This is a genomic window from uncultured Algibacter sp. (assembly GCF_947490405.1).
Taxonomy (GTDB): Bacteria; Bacteroidota; Bacteroidia; order Flavobacteriales; family Flavobacteriaceae; genus Algibacter_B.
Genome location: NZ_CANLGU010000007.1, coordinates 131864 through 154722 on the forward strand (window position 1 = coordinate 131864; position 22859 = coordinate 154722).

Sequence of the window (22859 nt, forward strand, 5' to 3'; positions counted from 1 at the left end):
TATGGACGATTATACCCCGAAATTACCAGACGAAAACGACTTGTACGAACACCACGCATTTACCGTAGATAAAGGGCAAGCCCCTTTGCGTATAGACAAATATTTAATGAATTTTGTTGAAAACGCTACCCGAAACAAAATACAAGCGGCTGCAAAAGAAGGCAGTATTTTTGTTAATGATGTGGCTGTAAAATCCAACTACAAAGTAAAACCCTTTGATAAAATAAGAGTGCTATTTTCGCATCCGCCATTTGAAAATTTATTGGTAGGCGAGGATATCCCGATTGATGTGGTTTATGAGGACGATGACCTTCTGGTAGTTAATAAAGAAGCCGGCATTGTGGTGCATCCTGGACATGGCAATTATTCGGGTACACTTATAAACGCCTTAATTTACAGGTTCGATAATTTACCAAATAACTCTAGCGAACGCCCAGGATTGGTGCACCGTATAGATAAAGATACCAGCGGACTTTTAGTGGTTGCTAAAACCGAAGAAGCTATGGCGCATTTATCGGCACAATTTGCTAATAAAACCAGTGAGCGCGAATATGTGGCGTTGGTTTGGGGGAATATTGAAGAAGAAAACGGTACCATTGAAGGTAATATTGGCCGTCATCCAAAAAACAGACTCCAAAACACCGTATTTCTTGACGATGAAGCTGAAAAAGGCAAACCTGCAGTAACGCATTACAAAGTACTAGAGCGTTTGGGCTACGTTACTTTGGTGTCTTGCAAGCTCGAAACGGGGCGCACACACCAAATTCGCGTGCACATGAAACACATTGGGCATACCTTGTTTAACGATGCCCGTTACGGTGGCGAAAAAATACTAAAAGGTACCACATTTACAAAGTACAAGCAGTTTGTTGAAAACTGTTTTAAAGTACTCCCAAGGCAAGCACTACATGCAAAAACACTTGGGTTCGAGCATCCTACAACAGGCAAGTTTATGCAGTTTAATACTGAAATTCCAGACGATATGCAGCAATGCATCGAAAAGTGGCGTGCATATGCAAAGCATCAAGAGATGTAAATATGTCTGTCATTCCTGCGAAGGCAGGAATCTCATAAATAAAAGTTCTATTTTTTTCTTTAAGCGTTACCCCGAAAAGGGGTCAGGCTTTCCACTATATCTTTCTGCGAAGCAGTCCCGAACCTGTTTCGGGATCTCATTAGTTAATCAGTACCGTTTTTTAAATAAAATTTTAGTCTTTAAGCTCCGCACAAAGGATGCCGCTTCAATCCTTAACGCAATTGTTAACTAACTGAAGTTGTTAATTGTAACGTTGTTTTCTTTTTGGAGAGGTACGTTTAACGTATTTGTATAAGCTAGCAATAAAACTTATACGTTGTTAGGTGTAGTTTTTTATTTCAGTTGAAGGCAACAATCGAGAATCTTCCAATCCAGCAGTTCTATGTCCAGCATTTTTTAAATAATCTTCACTTTGCGCAAATTCCATAAATTTCATGACAGATTCGTGCTCAACTATCAAGATTGCATCCCATTTTTCGGACTCAGGACCGATTAAAAAATCGTTGCTTTTTCCGTAATAGATTATTCGGCTACCTGCTTTTTTTAATTCAGGCAAAGTGTTTTTCATATACAGTTTATAAGCTTCTTCTCCGCTAATTGTTTCGTCAGGCTGTATTTGTTCCAAATTTTTATAGTCGGCTTTTTCTCGAAACTTCAATAAGTTAAGCATAACTATTTTTCCTTTGTTGTGAAAGTCCTGATAAAATTTCTTTCCAGATTCAGGAGTTGCATCTATATATTTCTGCATATTGTTTTCGTTTACTCAAATTATACCTAATGGTTTTAACGCATATACGTCGTTTTTACTGACTAGTATCCGACGTTAAACGAAGGTAGCTGAAAATTTTTACAAAATCAATAGCATCAATTTCATTTATAACCAAATCACAAATAATTCTCATCTTAAATTTCTTAAATAAAATAGTAGTTGTAAATTTGAGTTGAAAAATAGCTTGATTCATGAAATTAGTATTATCACCAGCAAAATCTTTAGATTTTGAAACCGCACTACCAACGGCAATACATACCGAACCTCAATTTTTAAAACAATCTGAGCGTTTAAATAAGTTGTTGAAAAAGAAATCAGCTAAGAGTTTATCCAAGTTAATGAGTATTTCTGATGCCTTGGGGCAACTTAATTACGAGCGTAACCAATCTTGGGAACTACCATTTACAACAGATAATGCTAGACCCGCTGTTTATGCTTTTAATGGTGATGTGTATAGAGGTTTAGATGCATATACAATTCCAGAAAATAAACTGGAAACGCTTCAAAATACAGTGCGTATCCTCTCAGGGTTATATGGTGTTTTAAAACCTACTGATTTAATGCAACCTTACCGTTTAGAAATGGGAACAAAAATGCCAGTTGGTGTTAAAAAGAATCTTTATGAATTCTGGAAAAAAGATATAACGAAAGCTTTAAACGAAGAGCTTAAAGATGATGAGTTATTCTTAAACCTAGCCAGTAACGAGTATTTTAAGGCTATTGATGCCAAAGCTTTAAAAGTCCCTGTAGTAACGGCCAATTTTAAAGATTTTAAAAACGGTGAGTATAAAATGATTTCGTTTTTTGCAAAAGCTGCGCGTGGTATGATGGCACGTTACATCGTGGATACTAATGCAAAAACTATTGATGATTTAAAGGGATTTAACTATGATGGCTATAATTTTAGTGAGCCAATGTCAAAAGCTAACGATTTAGTTTTTATTCGATAGTTTAGTGATTTTTACACAGGCAGGAATCCACTTTTAACAGTCTATTTTAAATGTATTTTTACTTAATAATCGCACTTCAGGGCTACTGTATTTATCACATGTACCAAAATAGAAATTCTTATTATTGGGCATTGTTAATTATGTTTTTACCTGTAGTGGGTTCGCTTATATACTTAATTACGCAGGTTTATAACAAACGTGATGCAGAAAAAATAACCAATGAGATAGCACATGTAATCAATCCTAGTAAGAAAGTTAAAGATTTAGAAAAGCGATTAGAGTTTTCAGAATCTTATCAAAACCGTTTAAATCTTGCTGATGCATATTTAGAAATAAAAGATTATAATAATGCTATCACGCATTATCTAGAAGCTTTAAAAGATAACTCTCAGAATAATTTTTATGCGATTAAGCAACTCATTGAAGTTTATTTTAATATTGAAGATTGCGAGAAGGTTATTCATTATGTTGAGAAGATAAAAGACCATCCACAATTCAAAAAATCAAGAACGCAATTTGTATACGGGTTAGCTTTAGAAAGAGAAGGTAAAATAGAAGCAGCAGAATCTAATTTAAGACAAATTGATATTCGATATTCCTTTTATGAAGAGCGACTTATATTAGCCAAATTTCTATTAAGTATAAATAAGAATGAAGATGCAAAAGAAATTTTAAAAGACGTTCAAACTGAGTCTAGTCATATGACAAAACCCAATAAACGATTATATAGAGCAACAATACTTGAAGTCGATAAACTTTTAAAAGAGCTAGATAATTAATCATATATGTCAGGTTGAACGCAGTCGAAACCTCTTTTAAAATATATCGAAATTACTATTTAGGTTTCGCTTTACTTCCAACATTAATTTGTTGTTCAACTGAAGGTTTCTTTTTAATTCGTGGTCGTCTTGCTCCAAACGTGCCTCTGTTTATTTTACCGCGTTTTGTTTTTTTGTCACCTTTTCCCATTGAATTATAGTATTTGTCATTTCCGTGAAGACGGGAATCTTAATTAATTTTAAATTCTTTTTTTAACCTACAAAAAAATAATTCTTAGAACAAATTATTAACAAGTGATTAACTGTTAAATTTGTTATTTCAAGAATAACAGAAATGTTTAAACACAAGCATCCATACAAACCATTTATTCAAAAAGACACCACAAAATTAATTGTGGGCACATTACCGCCACCACGATTTTCGACAGGAGAATTATTAGAAAAGGATGTTAATTTTTGCTACGGAAGTTATTACAATTCATTGTGGTTATTCATAGATAAAATACATGATCTGAATTTGCATTATGATAATTCAAATGAAGCTATTGCACAACGGAAAGCATTTCTAATAAAACACAAAATAGGTGTTTGCGATATTGTTGAAAGTGCAGAACGTGATAAAATTGATGCTTCAGATTTGGGGATGAAAAATATTAAACTTCGGGATATTGTTAGTTATTTAAAGCAATACCCAAATATTAATACTTTATTGTTTACTGGCGGCAATAGTAAAAACGGACCAGAATATTTCTTTAGAAAGCATCTAAGAGATTATAATTTAAAGTTGGAAATCGTTTCAAATGAAGTACCTCGAATTCATAAATTTGAGTTACCTGTCAGGTTGAGTGCAGTCGAAACCTCAATTAAAACTATAAAAACTGTTTCATTAACCTCAGGTTCTGGCGCTGCAAACATTTCAATAAGCAGAATGCCACTTTATAAACAACTTAAAGCTAAAAACCCAGAATTTAATACCTTCGATTTTCGAGTGATGCAGTATCAGGAGTTTTTTGGTATAGATTGATTTGATAAATTTTCAAAAGAGTAGTAATCTTAAGTTAATATACATTAACGCGACTAGAAAAACTTAATATAAAAACAAATCAATTTATAACATAAAATCTATAATTTATTTTTTTCAATTAATATTTGAGTAAACTGGTATATTCCGTCAATTGGTCTGTCTGAACTTTTTGTGTTACTCAGATTGGTTTCTAACTTTGTTAATGGGTAAAACGTGAAATGTTTAAAACCATCAAAATAGCCTAAAGGTGTGTTTTTGGAGTTTGCAATTATCAATTTAACTCCTCCTATCTCAGGTTTTTCTATGTAGCCATAACCAATTAGAGTTTTACTTGCTTCATCTGTGCCTTGAAAGATTTCATATTTGGTTTGAACAATACTTAAACCATTTAGAATACTACCCGTAGTACTGGTCTTTATTTCGTTAACAAATAAAGGATTTGATGTGTCTCTATTCACTACATAAGATACATTTTCAATATAGTTCAAATCAATTTCATACTTTTCTCGAGCGTAGCTAGGTTTTGATTCAGTCTCAGACAGTTTAGTATCAACTTTAGAAGTGTTAAAACCAGTTGAAGTTAATATACCATTATTAACTAAATATTTTACAACTTGTTTTTCTCCAAGGTAAAATCCTAATTTTTCAATGCCAATACTATCCTTTTGCTCAAGGCATTCAATAATAAAATAGCTGCTTATTTTTTGGTTTCCAAAAAAGGGAGATTCTTCACTAACTAACTTAGCATTAAATAGATGCTTATTATCATTATCAAATACTTTTAAAAAGTTATTGGCACCTTTAATTTTTTGTTTCTCAATTATAGCAACTTTATTGTCATCCAAAAATACTTCGCCTCTTTTTACCTTTATTTTTTGCGCATGTAAAAACGTTGATACTATAATAAATAATAATGTAATGTGTCTCATTTTAAAGTTTGTTAAGTTTATATTTTAATAGTTTTGGGCAAGCTTTTAATAAAAAGCTGAGCTAAAGTAGTAGAAATTTATAACAAGTACAAGTGTGTAAAATATATTCTAAAATTAGATGTACCTTTGTGTCTTTAATTAGAAGGGGATTGAATTGATAAACGGTTTGTAATCTCAAAAATCCAGCACGGATCTTCATAAACACTATGTATGCCATTTCAATCTTTAGGCTTATCCGAAGCCTTGCTAAAAGCAATTAGCAAAAAAGGATACACTACCCCGAGTCCCATTCAGCAAAAAGCAATTCCACCAGTTTTAGAAGGAAAAGATGTGCTAGCGTCTGCACAGACAGGAACAGGGAAAACCGCAGGGTTTACATTACCTCTTTTACATATTCTTTCTGAAAACCCAAAAGAAAAATACAGACCCATTCGAGCGTTAATATTAACTCCAACACGAGAGTTGGCAGCACAAGTTTATGCTAATGTTAGAGAATATAGCGAGTTTTTAAACTTACGAAGTGCCGTAATATTTGGAGGTGTTAATCAAAAGCCGCAAGTAGCAACTATAAGACGAGGTGTAGACGTTCTAGTGGCTACTCCTGGACGTTTATTAGATTTACAAAGTCAAGGTTTATTATCATTAAAACGTGTAGAGATTTTTGTTTTAGATGAAGCCGATAGAATGTTGGATATGGGTTTTTTGAGAGATATTCAAAAGGTTATTAATTTGATGCCAGATAAACGCCAAAATTTGATGTTTTCAGCAACCTTTTCAAAAGATATTAAGAAGTTAGCACATGGTATTTTAAATCATCCTGTTCAAGTTGAAGCAACTCCAGAAAACACAACAGTTGAAGCGATTACTCAAAAAGTATATCGTGTAGCCAAAGGGAAGAAGACTGGCTTGATTATAAAGTTGATTTCTGATGGTAACTGGAAACAAGTTTTAGTGTTTACTAGAACAAAACATGGTGCCAATAGGCTTTGTGAGAAAATGGTAAAGTCTGGCATTACGGCAGCAGCTATTCATGGTAATAAAAGCCAAGGCGCTAGAACAAAAGCCTTATCTGGTTTTAAAAGCGGTAAAATTAGAGTGTTAGTAGCTACTGATATTGCAGCACGCGGATTGGATATTCCCTTATTACCTCATGTTATCAATTTCGAATTACCTAATATTTCAGAAGATTATGTACATAGAATAGGTAGAACAGGTAGAGCAGGAGCTAATGGGCAAGCATTATCTTTAGTAAGTGCAGATGAAACGTCTTTTTTAAAAGGTATTGAAAAATTGATAGGTGAAACTATTGAAGTAGAAATTATTGAAGGTTTTGAGCCTGATCCAAATGCCTCTACAGAGCCAATTAAACTAGGACAAAATAGACAACGAAGAAACAAACCTAGAAATTCTAATTCGAATAATTCAGGCGGAAATAGAAATAGCCGAAACAGAAACAATAAGAATAATTCTAGACGACGAAACGATAGGCGTAATTAATTTTTTATGCAACAGATTTTAAAAGCTAAAATTATTGAAGTTTGTAATAAAAAGATAGCCATAAAAGGAGAAAACGTGGGTATCTCTTTTTATGCATTTTTCAAAAACAAAAATGACAATCCAGAATTACTAATGGAAGCTGCTACTTGGTGGATTCAAACTCATAAGTTAGATCATTTTGAAAAGGCAGTAAAAATTAAAAAATTAGTCGGAAAGTTATAATGGAATCTCAACCAAATAATCCACTTCATGGTATAAAATTAGAACAAATTATTAATGATTTGGTGGCGCATTATGGATGGGAATATATGGGCTACACGATTAAAATCAGATGTTTTACTGATCATCCTTCTGTTAAATCCAGTTTAAAATTTTTACGACGTACACCTTGGGCGAGAACTAAAGTAGAAGCTATGTATTTAAAGATGTTAGAAAATAAAAAACGTTAATCCAAAACTTTAATTTTTAAGTCTTTGAAGTTTATACCCTGACCTTCGGCTTGAAGCCCAATATAGCCTTCTTTAAGAAGTTTTCCATCAATTTTAATAGCACTATCAAAATCTCGAATTAAAATATCGCCACCAATTTGTGGCTTACTATACTCTAGTACTTTATTGCCATTCACAAAATGCTGAACTAAAGAATCTTTATAAACAATAAGTTCGCCATGAACCCATTCATCCCACTTATAAGTTTTAGATGAGGATCTTACACAATGTGAATCACTTATTTTATTATCAATTACAATATCAGTACCAGGAGAACACATATTACCAGTAGGCCTAGGTTCATTTTTATTAGCTTCAGCTAGTATTTGATATTCTACTGAAATGGGCCAATTTTGATTCTTTAAAATCGTTTTAGGATCTTGGGTATGAAACATAATACCACTATTTCTATAGGTAAAATGTGGCGCATCCTCCATCCATTGATTGGTAAATTGGTATTTGAATTTTAAATGATACGATGAAAATAGAGCGTTGTAAAATAAATGTCCATAGCGTTCATCAAAACTAGTATAATCATCATAATTAACCTGAATAACACCATTGGAAACTCTAAAAGTATTTAGATAGTTTACACCAGTATCTTCTTTGTAGAATTTGGGAGTCCAACCGTCAAGATTTTCCCCATTAAATAAATTTATCCATTCTTTTTCTATTGCAATAGTATCATTTGATACTTTATTTTTACAATTGAAAATAATGAGAGAAAGACATGCTAGGGTTAAAAATTGTTTTAGTGTCATGATAATATTTATAAGGATTTTGCATTTTTAACTAAAATTATCCCAATGCTTTTAGGATGGTTTCATTTTATAAGTTCTTTTAAAAAAAGGTAAAAGTCAAATAATTGATATCATAATTTAAATAATGTTTTTTAAACCTTCATAAACAACTATACTAACAGCATTTGCTAAATTTAAACTTCTAACATGCTCACTGTACAGAGGGATTTTGAAAAGAGAATTTTGATGTTCTTCAATTAAAGGTTTAGGTAAACCAACGGATTCTTTACCAAAAACTAAAAACATATTATCTTCAAAAGGAATATCCCAATGTTTTTTTGAACCATGACTGGAAAGAAAAGCCATAGTTTTATCTTTATTAATACTGAAAAACTCATCAATATTGTCGTAATAGGTAACCAATAGATGTGGCCAATAATCTAGACCAGCGCGTTTTAGTCGAGTGTCATCAATTTCAAAACCAAAAGGCTTTACAAGATGTAAATGCGAACCTGAAGCTAAAGCTAAACGTCCAATATTTCCTGTGTTATTGGGTATTTCGGGTTCTATTAAAACAATGTTTAAAGGCATTAGTTTAATATAGATTTTGTAAAACTATCTATGGTTTTTACCCCATGCTTAGTTACATGCTTTACAAAAGCACTACCAATAATAGCACCTTTCGCATATTTTGTAGCCTGGGTAAACGTCTCGTTATTACTAATACCAAAACCAATTACTTGCGGGTTGTTTAAGTTCATTTTACCAATACGCTCAAAATACGCCGTTTGTTCATCACCAAAACCAGATTTTGCGCCAGTAGTACTCGCACTACTCACCATATAAATAAATCCGTTCGAAATAGAATCAATGTAGCGTATACGTGCATCACTAGTTTGTGGCGTAATTAAAAATACATTAATTAGGCCGTATTTTTCAAAAATAGCTTGGTATTCATTATGGTACACATCCACCGGCAAATCAGGAATTATCAATCCGTCAACACCTAACTCTTGGCATTTTTTACAAAACGCCTCCACACCATATTGAAACATCGGGTTAAAATACCCCATAATTATCAACGGAATAGAAACCGTATCACGAATACCTTCCAGTTGCTTAAAAAGCACCTCGGTAGTCATCCCATTTTTTAAAGCCGCCGTAGAGCTATCCTGTATGGTTGGACCATCGGCCAATGGGTCGCTAAACGGCAAACCAATTTCAATCATATCCACACCGTTTTTTTCTAGATCTTGGATTATCGAAACCGTATCATTAATCTCTGGATAACCAGCAGTGAAATATATCGACAATAATTTTTTGTCCTCGTTAAGTTTACTAACAATTCTATTCATTTTTTTCTGTTTAATGGCGTTTCCCCTCGCTGGCACCTACAAGGTTAGAAAAAAACCTTGCAGGTTTGCTCACGGTCGGGCTATCCGCTATATCTTTTTTTCATGCTTCAAAAAAGGATGCCGCTTCTATCCCTAACGCGCCACTGTTATGTGCTTACGCTTATGTTTTACTTGACCTCACAGGTTTTTAAAACCTGTGAGGTCAAGTAAAACCATATTTAAATTTTAAAATAATCTATATAATTCTGTAAATCCTTATCACCGCGCCCCGATAAACTCATCACCACAACATCGTCTGGTTTAAAAGTTTTATGCTTAAAAATAGCAAAGGCGTGCGAGGTTTCTATAGCCGGAATAATACCTTCAAGCTTAGATAATTCTAGGCCAGCTTCCATGGCATCACTATCGGTTATAGACAAAAATTCGGCACGACCTGTTTTAGATAAATGCGCATGCATAGGGCCAACTCCAGGATAATCTAACCCTGCCGAAATAGAGTAGGGCTCAGTAATTTGTCCGTCTTTGGTTTGCATCAACAAGGTTTTACAACCGTGAATAATACCGGCTTTACCAAGTACCGATGTGGCAGCACTCTCACCAGAATCTATACCTAAACCAGCAGCTTCTACAGCAATAATACCAACATCTGGCTCGTGTAAATAATGGTAATACGTACCAGCCGCGTTACTACCGCCACCAATACACGCTACCACGTAATCTGGATTTTCGCGCCCTTCTTGTTCCTTTAATTGCCATTTTATTTCTTCTGAAATTACGGCCTGAAAACGCGTTACCATATCTGGATACGGGTGTGGCCCAATAGCAGATCCTATAATATAATGTGTATCTACAGGGTTGTTAATCCAATCTCTAATAGCCTCGTTAGTGGCATCTTTAAGCGTTCGGCTTCCAGATAATGCAGGCACAACTTTAGCGCCCAACATTTTCATTCTAGCTACATTTGGTGCTTGTCTTGCAATGTCTATTTCGCCCATGTAAACAATACATTCCATACCCATTAAGGCACAAACTGTAGCAGTAGCAACACCGTGTTGTCCTGCGCCAGTTTCAGCAATAATTCTAGTTTTTCCTAAACGCTGCGCCATTAAAATTTGTCCAATGGTATTATTAATTTTATGTGCACCAGTATGGTTTAAATCTTCACGCTTTAGGTAAATTTTAGTGTTGTATTTTTTCGAAAGGCGTTTTGCGTAATACAAAGGCGAAGGCCTACCAACATAATCTTTTAAAAGCTTATCAAATTCCTTTTGAAAATCGGGTTCTGCCATAACCTTTAAGTAGTTTTGGCGCAACTCTTCTACATTTGGATGCAGCATTTCAGGGATAAATGCGCCACCAAATTCGCCATAATAGCCTTTGTCGTCTACATTATAATTCATTGTTTTTTTATTATGCAATTTATTAATGAATTCTCTTAAAATGGATTTGTTTTTCAATCCAGGTTCCGTTTCAAATTTACTATTTACATCAATAGCATAACAGTATTTTGATGCCTTACTTACTATAAAATTTTTAATGTCGTCTATTTGGTCTATACCAATACCACCACTTAAAAAGAAAGGTTTTGTAGATGGGTAATCGTTTAAAACGCTCCAATCAAATCTGTAACCATTGCCACCAGGTAATTTGCCTTTGGTATCAAATAAAAAGTAATCGCAAACATTTTCGAATGCCTCTAAAACCTCAAAATTAAATTCGTCTTTTATAGAGAATACTTTAATAATTTCTATAGGTTTAGAGAGTAGGTTAGTAGAGCGTAAAATGCTGCAATAATAAGGTGCTTCTTCACCGTGTAATTGTACCGCATCTAGCTTAAATTCGTTTATCTTTTCAATAACCGTACTCACATCTTCATTCACAAAAACCCCTACTTTTTTTATGCCTTCAGGAATTTCAGGAATTTTAGTGTCAAAATGGCGAGGCGTTTCTTTATAAAAAATAAATCCCAGATAATCAGGTTGTAACGCTGCAACACTTTCAATATTATCTTGGTATTTCATACCACAAACTTTAATTTTAAGCTTACTTTTTTCTAAAGGGGAAAGTACTTGTTGCGGTGTATGTTTTGTATCTCTTTTCATAGTATTTTTCTTTTTCCATTTAAGATAGCAATCTCCTCATCCGTTGGGGAAGCCTGCCGTTTGGCAGGTTAGAGCAGGTTTTTTATAAATGCTGTTGCACTTGCTCCAGGATTATCGGTTTTCATAAAATTTTCACCTATTAAAAATCCTTGATATCCATAAGGTTGTAATGCTTTTATTGCTTCAATATTACTAATGCCACTTTCTGATACTTTTACAAAATCGTCTGGAATACGCTCGCTTAAACCTTTACTGGTTTCTAAACTTACCTCAAACGTTTTTAAATTTCTATTATTAACACCAAGCATATCTAAACTTGGCATTACAGATTTATGTAGTTCTTCTTCGTTATGTACTTCTAAAAGTACATCCAAATGTAAACGTTTAGCAAATTCTGAAAATTGTTTAATTTCATCTCTCGATAATATGGCTGCAATAAGCAGAATTACATCTGCACCGTACGCTTTTGCTTCTAAAATTTGATACTCGTCTATTATAAACTCTTTTCTTAAAAGCGGCAAATTACAACTGGCTCTTGCGGTTAATAAATCGTCTAACGATCCTCCAAAATACTTGCCATCGGTTAAAACAGACATACCGCAAACGCCTGCATCTTCATAGCCTTTTGCTACATCTTGAACATTGAGACTGTTGTTTATGACTGATTTTGATGGCGAACGTCTTTTATGTTCTGCAATAATGCCAGATGTACTATTGCGTAGGTTATTGGCAAGCGAAACCGTTTGTCTTTCAAATAAAACTGATTGTTCTAACTGAGAGGTTGGGATTAACGCTTTCCTCAATGCGACTTCTTTTCGTTTATCAACTACTATTTTTTCTAGTATATCCATTATAATTTTTATTTCTGTTCATTTTGCCTTGATGCAAAACGAACCAAAAAATCAAGATCAAGTCAAGGAATTTTTCTTCTGATTTACAGAAGAAAACCGATACGAAAACTCCGCGTCGAACTGCGTTCTCCTGTTCTCGGAGCTTTTCTTTATCTATTCTGCGCCTTGACAATCAATTCTTTTGAATTGACTTGGGACTTGACTTTTCTACAAATTTTCTTTTTGTTTCTAACGTTATTTTAATCTTAACAACTAACAACTAACAACTAACAACTAACAACTAACAACTAACAACTAACAACTAACAACTAACAACTAACAACTCAATTCAATCAACCTATCTAAACTTGCTTTTGCTTTTCCAGAAAACAATGATGTTCTCGCTATTTCAAAACCTTCTTGATGCGAAATTTGCTTACTAGTTGCAATGGCTAATCCTGCATTGGCGCAAACCACATTATTTTGTGCCTCTGTACCTTTTCCACTTATAATATCTACAAATATTTTTGAAGCATCTTGTACAGTGTTCCCTCCAAAAATAGCATCTTGTGGTATGCGTTTTAATCCTAAATCTTCTGGTGCAAATAGCTTTTCGGAATGATTGGAGACTATTTTAGCTTTTCCAGTTAATGAAATTTCATCGTAACCATCTAAGGCATAAACAATATTGTAATTATGTCCAGAATTTTGATGTAAAAAACTGTAAAGTCTTAACACTTCTAAATTAAAAACCCCAAGCACATGGTTTTTTGGAAACGATGGGTTTACTAACGGGCCCAACATATTAAAAAAGGTTTTAACGCCTAATGCTCTTCTAATTGGTGCTACGTTTTTCATGGCTGGGTGAAACAATGGTGCGTGCAAAATGCAAATGCCTGCTTTATCTAAACAGCGTTTTAAAAAATCTTCATCATTCGAAAATTTAACGCCTAAGTTTTCCATAACGTTAGACGATCCTGATGTTGATGATACGCCATAATTGCCGTGTTTAGACACATGAACTCCAGCGCCTGCTGTTATAAATGATGATAAGGTTGATATGTTGAACGTGTTTTTACCATCACCACCTGTACCTACAATATCTATGGTATTAAAATCTTTTAAATCTACTGCTACGCATAGTTCTAAAAGTGCATTTCGAAAGCCTTGTAATTCTTCTATGGTTATGCTACGCATCATAAAAACAGACAGAAAACACGTTATTTGACTTGGGTTGTACATATCGTTTGATATGTTTACAATAACCTGTTTTGCCTCTTCTGTTGAAATGGTTTCGTGGTTTATTAATCTGTTTAAAATGTCTTTCATGGCCTCTCCCTAGCCCTCTCCGAAGGAGAGGGAATTAGATTCGTTATTTAATTTTATGTTTCATTTTTTTAAGCCCCCTGCGGGGGTTTGGGGGCTTTTTAATTATTAACCCAATTCTCCAATATTTTCTTTCCGTCTGGTGTTAGTACCGATTCTGGGTGGTATTGCACGCCTCTAACATCATAAGTTTTGTGTCTTAAAGACATCACTTGTCCGTTAGCATCAAAAGAGGTTGCTTCTAAGCTGTCTGGTAAATCAGAATTTACAACCCAGGAATGGTAACGTCCCACTTCAATATTTTTATCTAAACCTTTAAAAATGTATTCATCATCAACGTTAATGGTTACATTGGTTGCAACACCATGGTAAACATCTTCTAAATTTACTAACGAACCGCCAAATACTTCGCCAATGGCTTGCTGGCCTAAACACACACCAAAAATACTTTTGGTGGCTGCATATTTTTCGATAATTGGTTTAAGTAAACCTGCTTCGTCTGGAATGCCAGGACCTGGTGACAATACAATTTTATCGAAAGGTTCTACATCTTCTAAAGTTAATTTATCGTTTCTTACTACGGTAACGTCGCAGTTTAAATCTTCTAAATAATGTACAAGATTGTATGTGAAACTGTCGTAATTATCTATAACTAATACTTTTTTCATAATAAGCCCCTGTTAGTCTCTCTAAAGTGGAGAAACTTTTATTTAAATTTTGGTTTATTTACTACTATATTCAACTTTCTAATCTCTAATCTCTAATCTCTAATCTCTAATCTCTCCAGCTCTTGCGGACACGTTTTTTGTTTGGTTTTACAACGCCGTTGGCAGGTATACCCCGCGTTAGGGATTGAGGCATTTGTTGAAGCTCCTCGCAGAGAGCGACTGCCGAAAGCCCGACCCCTTTGGGGTAACGCCCTTATTTTAAATATCTTCTGCTAATGTAATAGCTTTAGTTAACGCGCCTAGTTTATTGTACACTTCTTGCAACTCGTTTTCTTGGTTTGATTTTGATACCAATCCTGCACCTGCTTGCCAGAATAATTTATAGTCTTTACTTAAAAATGTACGAATCATAATCGCGTGGTTAAAATTACCATGAAAGTCCATAAACCCAATGGCGCCACCGTAAAATGCGCGACTTGTTTTTTCGTAATCTTCTATAAGTTGCATGGCGCGATGTTTTGGTGCGCCGCTTAATGTTCCTGCGGGAAACGTATCTGCCACAACTTGCATGGTTGAGGTGGTATCGTGCTTTTGCCCTGTTACTTTGCTTACCAAATGTATAACATGAGAAAAGAACTGTACTTCACGATACGTACCAACGTTTACTTGGCTACCGTGGCGACTTAAATCGTTTCTGGCCAAATCTACTAGCATAACGTGTTCTGCATTTTCTTTATCGTCGTTTTTTAAATTTTCGGCTAAAATTTCATCTTTTTCATAATCTCCAGTTCTTTTATAGGTTCCTGCAATAGGGTGAATTTCGGCTAAACCATCTTCTACAATTAATTGTGCTTCGGGCGAGCTTCCAAATATTTTAAAATCGCCATAATCAAAATAAAATAGGTACGGCGATGGGTTTATACTTCTAAGAGCGCGGTAAATATTAAATTCGTCGCCAGTAAATTCTTGAGTAAAACGTCTAGATAATACCAATTGAAATACATCTCCACGTTGGCAATGTTTTCTGGCTACTTCTACGTGAGCTCTGAATTCATCATCAGTTAAATTAGAGGTTATATCGCCTTTAGCGTTAAACTTATAGGAAGCAAAATTTTGAACATTGATGAGTGTATCAATCTCATCAATATTATTTTCTACACCTTCATAACAATGCGCAAAAATATAGGCTTCGTTTTTAAAGTGATTAATGGCAATAATGTTTTGATACACCGCATAATACATATCTGGAATAACTACAGAATTGTCTTTTTTACTTATTTGTATATCTTCAAAATAGCGTACCGCATCATAAGCCGTATACCCAAAAATACCGTTGTTAATGAACTTGAAATTTTCTTCGGATTTGGTATCGAACTTTTTTGTGAAGTTATAAATCTCATCAACTACGTTTACGTCTTCTGTTATTTCTATAGATGTAGCACTGCCATCAGGGAACGTTTCTGAAATCACTTCGTTTTCAACCTTTATTGTAGCAATTGGATTGAAACAGATGTACGAGAAGTTTTTTTGACTTTTATGATAATCACCACTTTCTAAAAGTATACTATTGGGGTATTTGTCTCGTATTTTGTAATATACGGTAACAGGTGTAATGGTATCTGTTAAGATGCGCTTGTGGTGCGTGTATAAGCTGTATTTATTCATAAATTAGTTACTGTCTTTTCCGCGAAGGCGGAAATTTTTTTATTTAATTATATAAAGAAATGTGATAAATCGTTCCAATCTGGATTTAAATCCTTAATAAGGTTTATTTTCCATTGCCTATTCCATTTCTTTATTTGCTTTTCTCTTTTTATTGCTTCTCCCGCAGTTTCAAAATTTTCATAATAAACTAATATATCTAGTCTATGTTTATTTGCAAACCCTCTGGTGTGTTTCTTTTTATATTGAGTTATTCTCTGTTTTATATTTCCTGTCATTCCTATATACAAAATTCCATCTTTTTTATTTGTTATAATGTATATGTAATATGTTTTGTCATTAAACATTAATCAAACCATATGGTTTCCGCCTTCGCGGAAATGACACTATTTTTACACAAAAAAGGCTTGTCGTGAATGACAAGCCTTTTGGATATTTTAAGTTTTAAATATACTAGGATTTTACTTCACGAATGTTAGTTTCGAAAGCACCACCACCAAGTATTATTTAAAATAAATTTCATTTTCAATTCTTAAATCTGTTCAAATATAGAAATGAAAATAGTTATACACAAAACTTTAAAACACTTTTTACATAAAAGTTTGTTAAACTATAAGAAATGCAAAGAACTATTAATTAAATTTATACTTATGAAGTTAAATGTATTAATTATTGTTTTTCTTTTAATGATAGTTAGTTGTCAGGAAAAAAAGAAAACTGCCGAAGTCTCAAATCAACCTGTAGGGCAAGTAGTTGAAAAAGAAGTATCTGTAAATAATTTTCAACTTGAAGTTTATGATTATAAAGGGTTTGAGAAGTTTTTAAACAAAAAGGATGATAAAATTCATGTTATAAATTTTTGGGCTACATGGTGTGCACCTTGTGTTAAAGAGTTACCATACTTTGAAAAATTAAACTCAACTTATAACAATCAAAATGTGGAAGTACTTTTGGTTAGTTTAGATTTTCCACATCTTTATGATAAAAAACTAAAACCGTTTATTAAAGAAAAAAAATTGACTTCAAAAGTTATTGCTTTAGATGATATTGATATGAATACGTGGATTCCTAAAATTAGCAAAGATTGGTCTGGATCAATACCTGCAACAATAATCTATAAAAACGATACAAGTAAGTTTTTTGAACAATCATTTACTTATGAAGAATTAGAAAAAGAAGTTGAACAATTTTTAAATTAAATACATTATGAAAAAGTCTATTAAATTAATTTCAGCACTACTTTTATTGATGCTGGTTAGTGCATTTACTGTAAATAACACAAGCCATAAGGGGTATAAAGTAGGTGACGTTGCTGAAGATTTTTCGTTAAAAAATATTGATGGCAATATGGTTTCTATGTCAGATTACAGTGATGCTAAAGGGTTCATTATTACCTTTACTTGCAATACATGCCCGTTTGCTGTTATGTATGAAGATAGAATTCAAGCATTAAACGAAAAATATGAGTCAAAAGGCTATCCAGTTATAGCAATTATGCCAAATGATATTAATGTTAAACCGGGAGATGCTTTACCAGAAATGAAGAAAAGAGCTAAAGAAAAAGGTTTTACATTTCCTTATTTAATGGATGAAGGGCAAAAGATATATCCAAAATTTGGTGCTACTAAAACGCCTCATATTTATGTGCTTGAAAAAACAAATAAAGGAAACGTAGTACAATACATTGGTGCTATAGATGATAATCATAGAGACGCTTCTGCAGTAAAAGTAAAGTATGTTGAAAATGCTGTAGATGCTTTATTAGATGGAAAAGAAGTGGAGCAAAAAGAAACAAAAGCAATTGGATGTTCTATAAAAGTAGCAAAAGCCTCAAGTAATGCTCACTAAGAATTATTAAACGAGTATAATCTAAAACCGAAGTGTAATAACTTCGGTTTTTTTTCGTCTATAATTATAGTTATGTTAATTTTGCATAACGATTTATTTCAAAATTATGGAAGACTTAACACAAGAAGAATGGTCAGAACAGCTTGCTAATGACAAAAATGCTGTAGTACTGGATGTTAGAACAGATGCTGAAGTTGCAGATGGAATTATCCCCAATGCCATCCATATTGACATTTATAAAGGACAAGAATTCATAAACGAAATTGAAGATCTTGATAAAAGTAAGAGTTATTATGTCTATTGTCGTTCAGGTAATAGAAGTGGGCAAGCATGTCAAATTATGGAGCAATTAGGTTTTGAAAACGCCTATAATCTTGAAGGAGGGATGTTAGAATGGACCGGAGATGTTGTTGATTTATAATCATAGTATTTCCATCAAGAATAAGTTTCTACTTTTAATAATCACTTTACTATTAACAGCTTGTATGTCATCTGAAGATGATGTTATGACTTTGAAACCTGAAACTTTTAAAACAAAAGTTCATAGCAGTATAGCTCTACAATTGATAGATGTAAGAACGCCAGAAGAATTCAATTCTGGACACATTGAAAATGCTATAAATTTCAATTACTTTTCAGAACATTTTAAAGATAGTATTAGTTTACTTCAAACTAATGTGCCTGTTTATATTTACTGTCGTTCTGGTAAACGTAGTTCAAAAAGTGTAGAGGCATTTAAGGCTATTGGTTTCGATTCTATTTATCAGTTAAAGGGAGGTCTTTTAAATTGGAAGAAGTTAGGATTTGAAATAATTTCAAATTAGTTGTATTTGTTTATGTAAGCATGCTGTTTGTCGTTATTTTGCTCTTTCAACTACTTTTTTAGTACTTTACCTTTTTTATTTTTTGTAGCAATAGGGTTTTGCTTTCTTTGATTAAAGATTTGCCATTTTTTTACAAATTTGTTAACTTAATGGCTAAATTTTAAGTTTTTAACAATTAATAGCATTTAAAATAATTAATCTAATGGAGAATGGTTTCGTCATATTAGGAATTATAGCCCTCTTATTTTTAAGTATGTATGGGTTTTCATATCTTTCTGTAGCTAGAGAACGAATGGCACAGAAAAGAGACCAACAAAAAGAGTTGGAAAAAGCAGAACTTAGACGTCAAGCTCGGATTAAAAACCAAGAGTTAATCGATGAAAGAGTTAGGAAATTCAATCAAAGGAAAGAAGAAATACAGCATGAACTTATGTTGCTGAAAAAAATGAAAGAAAAGCAAAAGGTTAGCTAAAGCTTAGTATTATACGATGTTGTAAAGCAACATTGAAAAATAATTAAAACTCCTGTTAGAAATAGCGGGAGTTTTTTTATTTTATCTTCTAATTAAGAAAGTAATAAATTTTTGTTACCTTGAATTTAGTATGATTCATGAATTTAGACATATAGTTCAAGAAGCTTTTAATAATCAGGCACTAGGAGTTACAAGTGTATTAGCTACAGTGGTAGATTTAGATGGCTCTTCTTATAGGCATCCAGGTGTACGTATGTTACTTTCGAGTGAAGGAAAAATGACCGGTGCTGTAAGTGGCGGTTGTGTTGAAAAAGAAGTATTGCGAAGAGCACAATCTGTCTTTGAAACGGGGAAATCTAAAATAATGACTTATGATGGGCGCTATCGCTTAGGTTGTGAGGGTGTCCTCTATATTTTATTAGAGCCTTTTAAAGTTTCTAATGAGTTTAAATCATTGTTTTTTAATGCTATAGAAAAAAGAATCACCATATCAATTCAGTCCTATTACAAAAAAGAAGATGAATGTGAAGGTGACTTTTATTCGCAAGTCGCATTCTGCCAAAATAAATCTTTTACTTTCTCAAAAGTTGTTGAAAGAAATATTACTTCAAAAAAAGGTATCAAAGTATTCAAACAGGAGTTGCCACCATGCTTTAAATTACTTATTGTAGGAGGTGAGCATGATGCTGTTAAGTTATGTAAATCAGCAGTGCTTTTAGGTTGGGAAATAGATGTTATTACATCAATAAAGGATCCAAAACAATTATCTGATTTCCCGGGAGCTAAATCAGTATCAGCAAATACACCCGAAGGTTTCAATGCTGATATTATAGATTCCGAAAGTGCTGTGGTTTTAATGACACACAATTATGCGCAAGATTTAAGATACCTACTTAAATTTAAAGATAGTAATTTGCAATATATAGGTGTTTTAGGCTCAGCAAAACGAAGAGAACAACTCCAAAACGATTTATTTGATTATCATCCAGATTTAGATGAAAGTTTCATAGATAGGATATATAGTCCTGCGGGGTTAAATATTGGCGCGATAACTCCAGAAGAGATAGCTATATCTATCCTATCCGAGATTTTGGCAACTACTAGACGTAAAAAACCTATAAATCTTAAAACCATTTCTGGCAAAATTCGCACACAATCCTAATGACTATTTCTGTTGTCATATTAGCAGCAGGGAAATCCTCAAGAATGGGTAGCGTTAAACAATTACTTCCTTTTAATAATTCTACGTTTTTACAAGCAGCTATAAATCATGCTTTAAAGTCAAAAGCTGAAAATGTATACGTGGTTTTGGGAGCAAATTCAGAAATAATTAGGAAGAAAATTTCTGATGATTATGTAAGTATTGTGCAAAATATTAATTGGCATGAAGGCTTAAGTTCTAGTATTATTTCTATTATTAATCATTTAGAAAATTTGAAAGAAGAGCCAGATGCACTTTTAATTATGTTAGCAGATCAGCCTAAAGTAGATTCAAATTACATAAACCAACTTATCGCTCTTTCTAAAGATAATCAGCAAGCAATTATAGCTTCTACCTATAGAGAGATTAATGGGGTTCCTGCAATATTTCCTAGAAAGTATTTTAAGATGTTATCCAATTTAAAAGGTGATAAAGGTGCTAAAAAGTTGCTTAATGAAAGATTAGCAGATGTTATAAGTTACAAACCAAAATCTGCCGAAATTTTAATTGATATTGATTTTCCTGAAGATTATAAAAACTTAATAAAAAAGACCTTATAATTTCTATAAGGTCTTTTTTTTTGTTTTTAATGTCGAACAACAAAACTACTCTAAAATTGTTGGTACTCCAGCCTTTTTCAATATGTCTTCAATTTTAGGAATATCGTCATTAATAAATTCATTAAGACGTGGTTGTATTCTATTAAAAAGCATTTTTGCTTTGTCAAAACTTTCCATATGTGTCTTGGTAGGTCCGTAAGTAGTACTAAAACCACGACTAGCTACAGATAACCTTGATGATATTGATTGCAAGTCTTTTTCCCGAATTTCTTTTTTTGATGTATTGCCATTAAGTTGTTGTTTTAGAGCTTGCATTTCTTTTTTCAATCTGTTTATCTGCTTCTCTATAGGTCCGGGATTAACTTTAGCATAAATAGCAGCCTTACTGTAAGATTCTAATTTTTCACTAGCATTGTTGAAGTTATTGATACATGCCTCATATTCAGATTTAAATGTCTTAAAGCTTTCAATATAATTTTCAATGGTATTATTTAAAGGATTTTGTAAAACATTTTCTCTTATTCTTTCTACTTCAAATACTTGAGTTTTGGATAAAGACTTTATATTCCCGTTTATGTTTGAAAACATAGAAACTTCATATAACCCTTCATCAGCGAATAAATTATAGTAGTAATTAGTAGTGTTAGTATTAATATTTTCCATGTTTAGGGATGTTCTATTAGGAACCTTTAAGTTCCAAGCAATACGATTAAACCCTTTTTTATAAGGCGCATTAATTCTTGTTATAAAGTTACCATCACTATCTTTAATTACTAGGATTATGGAAGCACCTTGCTCATTTTTTTCTTCATCTAAAGCGTCCCATCCTGGGAAAGGTATATTTTTATTTTCTTTGTTTAATTGCTTTTCAGCTTTTCTGCGTTTAGATTTTAGGCTTTTAAAGCTTTCAGGAAGATAGTAGGTGAAAATTGCTCCATAATCTGGATTTTTAGCTGCAAAATAAGATGCGCCTTGGCTTGATGTTCCTCCACTTACAGGTTTATATTGTAATGCTTTTTTGGGTTTAAATAGAGTAGGGTTAGCAAGCGTGTTTGTTGTAACGTCTCTTAACGGGCTATAATCATCTAAAATATAAAATCCACGACCAAAGGAAGCAGCTACAAGATCGCTTTCATGTTTTTGGATAGCCAAATCTCTAAATGAAATTGTTGGTAGTCCTTCTGAAAATTTTATCCATTTTTCACCTTGGTTAAGAGTTACATAAATTCCGTATTCTGTAGCTAGAAACATCAAATTTGGGTTTAAATGGTCTTGCACAATACGCCAAATAAGCTCATTTTTTGGTATGCCGTTAGTTATAGATTTCCAAGATTTTCCACCATTAGTGCTTTTTAGTAAGTAAGGCTTATAGTCGCCAAATTTATGATTATCTAAAGCAACATAAACAGTGTTTATATCATGTAAGTCTGCTTTAATATCATTAACAAAGGCGGAAGATGGAATATTAGGTAATTCGTTAACTAATTTTTTTGTCCAAGATGCTCCTCCGTTTTTAGTGAATTGAATAATACCATCGTCAGTTCCAATGTATAAAACGTTTTCATCTAGTGGCGATTCAGAAAGCGATGTTATGGTGTTGTAAGTGGACATGGCATATACATCCCAAACGGCATCCCAACTTTGTTGTTTACCCATTATGGGTAGTGTTAAGCGTTCTTGGTTTTTTGTTAAATCTTTAGAAATTGGTTTCCAGCTATCACCTCTGTCATCCGATTTCCAAACGCGTTGTGTTCCAAAATAAATACGCTTCGGATTATGATTACTAACCAGAATAGGTG

The 22859-nt window shown here is 33.1% G+C and carries 27 protein-coding genes and 1 pseudogene; 14 read left to right on the forward strand and 14 right to left on the reverse strand.

The genetic code is table 11. The features are described from left to right. The first annotated feature begins 1 nt into the window (after position 1). Entirely contained in the window at positions 2 to 1036 is a 1035-nt protein-coding gene (locus tag Q0772_RS14590) for an RluA family pseudouridine synthase (protein ID WP_298346308.1), read from the forward strand. Between the two features lie 319 nt (positions 1037 to 1355). On the opposite strand, the gene Q0772_RS14595 is transcribed toward Q0772_RS14590, so the two are convergent. After that, a complete protein-coding gene (locus Q0772_RS14595; RefSeq protein ID WP_298346310.1) occupies positions 1356 to 1784 on the reverse strand; it encodes a DUF1330 domain-containing protein in 429 nt (142 codons plus the stop codon). Positions 1785 to 1996: 212 nt separating this feature from the next. Here Q0772_RS14595 and yaaA point away from each other — a divergent pair, with 212 nt between their 5' ends. Continuing rightward, positions 1997 to 2755 carry a peroxide stress protein YaaA gene (gene yaaA, locus Q0772_RS14600; protein ID WP_298346312.1) on the forward strand — a complete coding sequence of 253 codons (759 nt, stop codon included), beginning with the start codon at positions 1997 to 1999 and terminating at the stop codon, positions 2753 to 2755. A gap of 140 nt (positions 2756 to 2895) precedes the next feature. Then, positions 2896 to 3534, forward strand: a complete 639-nt coding sequence (locus Q0772_RS14605) for a hypothetical protein (protein ID WP_298346314.1) — start codon at positions 2896 to 2898, stop codon at positions 3532 to 3534. 55 nt (positions 3535 to 3589) lie between these two features. Here the strand turns inward: Q0772_RS14605 and Q0772_RS14610 are convergent, their stop codons facing one another. Beyond that, complete coding sequence (locus Q0772_RS14610; protein WP_298346316.1) at positions 3590 to 3724, reverse strand: 30S ribosomal protein THX; 135 nt, start codon at positions 3722 to 3724, stop codon at positions 3590 to 3592. A 144-nt stretch (positions 3725 to 3868) separates the two neighbouring features. Here Q0772_RS14610 and Q0772_RS14615 point away from each other — a divergent pair, with 144 nt between their 5' ends. Beyond that, positions 3869 to 4558 (forward strand): uracil-DNA glycosylase family protein, encoded by a 690-nt coding sequence (locus Q0772_RS14615; protein WP_298346318.1) that lies wholly within the window; start codon positions 3869 to 3871, stop codon positions 4556 to 4558. Between the two features lie 98 nt (positions 4559 to 4656). On the opposite strand, the gene Q0772_RS14620 is transcribed toward Q0772_RS14615, so the two are convergent. After that, entirely contained in the window at positions 4657 to 5487 is an 831-nt protein-coding gene (locus Q0772_RS14620) for a hypothetical protein (protein WP_298346320.1), read from the reverse strand. A 210-nt stretch (positions 5488 to 5697) separates the two neighbouring features. Here Q0772_RS14620 and Q0772_RS14625 point away from each other — a divergent pair, with 210 nt between their 5' ends. The 3 genes from Q0772_RS14625 to Q0772_RS14635 are packed head-to-tail and all read left to right on the forward strand — an operon-like array spanning position 5698 to position 7433. After that, the gene (locus Q0772_RS14625) at positions 5698 to 6984 is read left to right on the forward strand and encodes a DEAD/DEAH box helicase (RefSeq protein WP_298346322.1); all 1287 of its coding nucleotides are present in this window, start codon (positions 5698 to 5700) and stop codon (positions 6982 to 6984) included. A 6-nt stretch (positions 6985 to 6990) separates the two neighbouring features. Beyond that, the gene (locus Q0772_RS14630; RefSeq protein WP_298346324.1) at positions 6991 to 7206 is read left to right on the forward strand and encodes a DUF6500 family protein; all 216 of its coding nucleotides are present in this window, start codon (positions 6991 to 6993) and stop codon (positions 7204 to 7206) included. Further along, positions 7206 to 7433 (forward strand): VF530 family protein, encoded by a 228-nt coding sequence (locus Q0772_RS14635; protein ID WP_298346326.1) that lies wholly within the window; start codon positions 7206 to 7208, stop codon positions 7431 to 7433. Before Q0772_RS14630 ends, Q0772_RS14635 begins: the two co-directional genes overlap by 1 nt. Here Q0772_RS14635 and Q0772_RS14640 read toward each other — a convergent pair. The 10 genes and pseudogenes from Q0772_RS14640 to Q0772_RS14685 form a co-directional block, all read right to left on the reverse strand. Continuing rightward, positions 7430 to 8233 carry a DUF1080 domain-containing protein gene (locus Q0772_RS14640; protein ID WP_298346328.1) on the reverse strand — a complete coding sequence of 268 codons (804 nt, stop codon included), beginning with the start codon at positions 8231 to 8233 and terminating at the stop codon, positions 7430 to 7432. The two genes, Q0772_RS14635 and Q0772_RS14640, sit on opposite strands and share 4 nt — an antisense overlap. A 117-nt stretch (positions 8234 to 8350) precedes the next feature. Next, complete coding sequence (locus Q0772_RS14645) at positions 8351 to 8803, reverse strand: tRNA (cytidine(34)-2'-O)-methyltransferase (protein WP_298346329.1); 453 nt, start codon at positions 8801 to 8803, stop codon at positions 8351 to 8353. Next, positions 8803 to 9567: a tryptophan synthase subunit alpha gene (gene trpA / locus Q0772_RS14650; RefSeq protein WP_298346331.1), complete on the reverse strand. Its 765-nt coding sequence runs from the start codon at positions 9565 to 9567 to the stop codon at positions 8803 to 8805. The genes Q0772_RS14645 and trpA overlap by 1 nt, the downstream gene beginning before the upstream one ends. Before the next feature lie 218 nt (positions 9568 to 9785). Next, positions 9786 to 10967, reverse strand: a complete 1182-nt coding sequence (gene trpB / locus Q0772_RS14655) for a tryptophan synthase subunit beta (protein WP_298346478.1) — start codon at positions 10965 to 10967, stop codon at positions 9786 to 9788. Positions 10968 to 11000: 33 nt separating this feature from the next. Continuing rightward, a pseudogene (locus Q0772_RS14660) lies at positions 11001 to 11669 on the reverse strand (phosphoribosylanthranilate isomerase); the annotation flags it as partial. A gap of 68 nt (positions 11670 to 11737) precedes the next feature. Continuing rightward, positions 11738 to 12520, reverse strand: coding sequence for an indole-3-glycerol phosphate synthase TrpC (trpC, locus tag Q0772_RS14665; protein ID WP_298346333.1), 783 nt, complete (start codon positions 12518 to 12520; stop codon positions 11738 to 11740). A gap of 315 nt (positions 12521 to 12835) precedes the next feature. Further along, positions 12836 to 13828, reverse strand: a complete 993-nt coding sequence (gene trpD, locus Q0772_RS14670; protein ID WP_298346335.1) for an anthranilate phosphoribosyltransferase — start codon at positions 13826 to 13828, stop codon at positions 12836 to 12838. A gap of 98 nt (positions 13829 to 13926) precedes the next feature. Next, entirely contained in the window at positions 13927 to 14493 is a 567-nt protein-coding gene (locus Q0772_RS14675) for an aminodeoxychorismate/anthranilate synthase component II (protein WP_298346337.1), read from the reverse strand. Between the two features lie 258 nt (positions 14494 to 14751). Then, positions 14752 to 16158 carry an anthranilate synthase component I family protein gene (locus Q0772_RS14680; RefSeq protein ID WP_298346339.1) on the reverse strand — a complete coding sequence of 469 codons (1407 nt, stop codon included), beginning with the start codon at positions 16156 to 16158 and terminating at the stop codon, positions 14752 to 14754. A gap of 47 nt (positions 16159 to 16205) precedes the next feature. After that, entirely contained in the window at positions 16206 to 16502 is a 297-nt protein-coding gene (locus Q0772_RS14685) for a GIY-YIG nuclease family protein (protein ID WP_298346341.1), read from the reverse strand. 303 nt (positions 16503 to 16805) lie between these two features. On the opposite strand from Q0772_RS14685, the gene Q0772_RS14690 reads away from it, so the two are divergent. The 7 genes from Q0772_RS14690 (at position 16806) to Q0772_RS14720 (ending at position 21060) form a co-directional block, all read left to right on the forward strand. Continuing rightward, on the forward strand, positions 16806 to 17354 hold the full coding sequence (locus Q0772_RS14690) for a TlpA disulfide reductase family protein (RefSeq protein WP_298346343.1): 549 nt from the start codon (positions 16806 to 16808) through the stop codon (positions 17352 to 17354). Positions 17355 to 17361: 7 nt separating this feature from the next. After that, the gene (locus tag Q0772_RS14695; protein WP_298346345.1) at positions 17362 to 18003 is read left to right on the forward strand and encodes a thioredoxin family protein; all 642 of its coding nucleotides are present in this window, start codon (positions 17362 to 17364) and stop codon (positions 18001 to 18003) included. Between the two features lie 106 nt (positions 18004 to 18109). Then, positions 18110 to 18424, forward strand: a complete 315-nt coding sequence (locus Q0772_RS14700; RefSeq protein ID WP_298346348.1) for a rhodanese-like domain-containing protein — start codon at positions 18110 to 18112, stop codon at positions 18422 to 18424. Between the two features lie 64 nt (positions 18425 to 18488). Next, entirely contained in the window at positions 18489 to 18827 is a 339-nt protein-coding gene (locus tag Q0772_RS14705) for a rhodanese-like domain-containing protein (protein WP_298346350.1), read from the forward strand. A gap of 202 nt (positions 18828 to 19029) precedes the next feature. Next, positions 19030 to 19299, forward strand: coding sequence for a hypothetical protein (locus Q0772_RS14710; protein ID WP_298346352.1), 270 nt, complete (start codon positions 19030 to 19032; stop codon positions 19297 to 19299). A gap of 130 nt (positions 19300 to 19429) precedes the next feature. Beyond that, positions 19430 to 20461, forward strand: a complete 1032-nt coding sequence (locus Q0772_RS14715; RefSeq protein WP_298346353.1) for an XdhC/CoxI family protein — start codon at positions 19430 to 19432, stop codon at positions 20459 to 20461. Further along, a complete protein-coding gene (locus tag Q0772_RS14720; RefSeq protein WP_298346355.1) occupies positions 20461 to 21060 on the forward strand; it encodes a nucleotidyltransferase family protein in 600 nt (199 codons plus the stop codon). The genes Q0772_RS14715 and Q0772_RS14720 overlap by 1 nt, the downstream gene beginning before the upstream one ends. A 45-nt stretch (positions 21061 to 21105) precedes the next feature. On the opposite strand, the gene Q0772_RS14725 is transcribed toward Q0772_RS14720, so the two are convergent. Then, a complete protein-coding gene (locus Q0772_RS14725) occupies positions 21106 to 22716 on the reverse strand; it encodes a hypothetical protein (protein WP_298346357.1) in 1611 nt (536 codons plus the stop codon). Between the last annotated feature and the right edge of the window lie 143 nt (positions 22717 to 22859).

Bases quoted from the DNA above. Each gene is read 5' to 3' on its own strand.
- Q0772_RS14590 (WP_298346308.1), top strand. From the start codon at position 2: ATGGACGATTATACCCCGAAATTACCAGACGAAAACGACTTGTACGAA.
- Q0772_RS14595 (WP_298346310.1), bottom strand. From the start codon at position 1,784: ATGCAGAAATATATAGATGCAACTCCTGAATCTGGAAAGAAATTTTAT.
- yaaA (WP_298346312.1), top strand. From the start codon at position 1,997: ATGAAATTAGTATTATCACCAGCAAAATCTTTAGATTTTGAAACCGCA.
- Q0772_RS14605 (WP_298346314.1), top strand. From the start codon at position 2,896: ATGTTTTTACCTGTAGTGGGTTCGCTTATATACTTAATTACGCAGGTT.
- Q0772_RS14610 (WP_298346316.1), bottom strand. From the start codon at position 3,724: ATGGGAAAAGGTGACAAAAAAACAAAACGCGGTAAAATAAACAGAGGC.
- Q0772_RS14615 (WP_298346318.1), top strand. From the start codon at position 3,869: ATGTTTAAACACAAGCATCCATACAAACCATTTATTCAAAAAGACACC.
- Q0772_RS14620 (WP_298346320.1), bottom strand. From the start codon at position 5,487: ATGAGACACATTACATTATTATTTATTATAGTATCAACGTTTTTACAT.
- Q0772_RS14625 (WP_298346322.1), top strand. From the start codon at position 5,698: ATGCCATTTCAATCTTTAGGCTTATCCGAAGCCTTGCTAAAAGCAATT.
- Q0772_RS14630 (WP_298346324.1), top strand. From the start codon at position 6,991: ATGCAACAGATTTTAAAAGCTAAAATTATTGAAGTTTGTAATAAAAAG.
- Q0772_RS14635 (WP_298346326.1), top strand. From the start codon at position 7,206: ATGGAATCTCAACCAAATAATCCACTTCATGGTATAAAATTAGAACAA.
- Q0772_RS14640 (WP_298346328.1), bottom strand. From the start codon at position 8,233: ATGACACTAAAACAATTTTTAACCCTAGCATGTCTTTCTCTCATTATT.
- Q0772_RS14645 (WP_298346329.1), bottom strand. From the start codon at position 8,803: ATGCCTTTAAACATTGTTTTAATAGAACCCGAAATACCCAATAACACA.
- trpA (WP_298346331.1), bottom strand. From the start codon at position 9,567: ATGAATAGAATTGTTAGTAAACTTAACGAGGACAAAAAATTATTGTCG.
- trpB (WP_298346478.1), bottom strand. From the start codon at position 10,967: ATGAATTATAATGTAGACGACAAAGGCTATTATGGCGAATTTGGTGGC.
- trpC (WP_298346333.1), bottom strand. From the start codon at position 12,520: ATGGATATACTAGAAAAAATAGTAGTTGATAAACGAAAAGAAGTCGCA.
- trpD (WP_298346335.1), bottom strand. From the start codon at position 13,828: ATGAAAGACATTTTAAACAGATTAATAAACCACGAAACCATTTCAACA.
- Q0772_RS14675 (WP_298346337.1), bottom strand. From the start codon at position 14,493: ATGAAAAAAGTATTAGTTATAGATAATTACGACAGTTTCACATACAAT.
- Q0772_RS14680 (WP_298346339.1), bottom strand. From the start codon at position 16,158: ATGAATAAATACAGCTTATACACGCACCACAAGCGCATCTTAACAGAT.
- Q0772_RS14685 (WP_298346341.1), bottom strand. From the start codon at position 16,502: ATGTTTAATGACAAAACATATTACATATACATTATAACAAATAAAAAA.
- Q0772_RS14690 (WP_298346343.1), top strand. From the start codon at position 16,806: ATGAAGTTAAATGTATTAATTATTGTTTTTCTTTTAATGATAGTTAGT.
- Q0772_RS14695 (WP_298346345.1), top strand. From the start codon at position 17,362: ATGAAAAAGTCTATTAAATTAATTTCAGCACTACTTTTATTGATGCTG.
- Q0772_RS14700 (WP_298346348.1), top strand. From the start codon at position 18,110: ATGGAAGACTTAACACAAGAAGAATGGTCAGAACAGCTTGCTAATGAC.
- Q0772_RS14705 (WP_298346350.1), top strand. From the start codon at position 18,489: ATGTCATCTGAAGATGATGTTATGACTTTGAAACCTGAAACTTTTAAA.
- Q0772_RS14710 (WP_298346352.1), top strand. From the start codon at position 19,030: ATGGAGAATGGTTTCGTCATATTAGGAATTATAGCCCTCTTATTTTTA.
- Q0772_RS14715 (WP_298346353.1), top strand. From the start codon at position 19,430: ATGATTCATGAATTTAGACATATAGTTCAAGAAGCTTTTAATAATCAG.
- Q0772_RS14720 (WP_298346355.1), top strand. From the start codon at position 20,461: ATGACTATTTCTGTTGTCATATTAGCAGCAGGGAAATCCTCAAGAATG.
- Q0772_RS14725 (WP_298346357.1), bottom strand. From the start codon at position 22,716: ATGGGTAAACAACAAAGTTGGGATGCCGTTTGGGATGTATATGCCATG.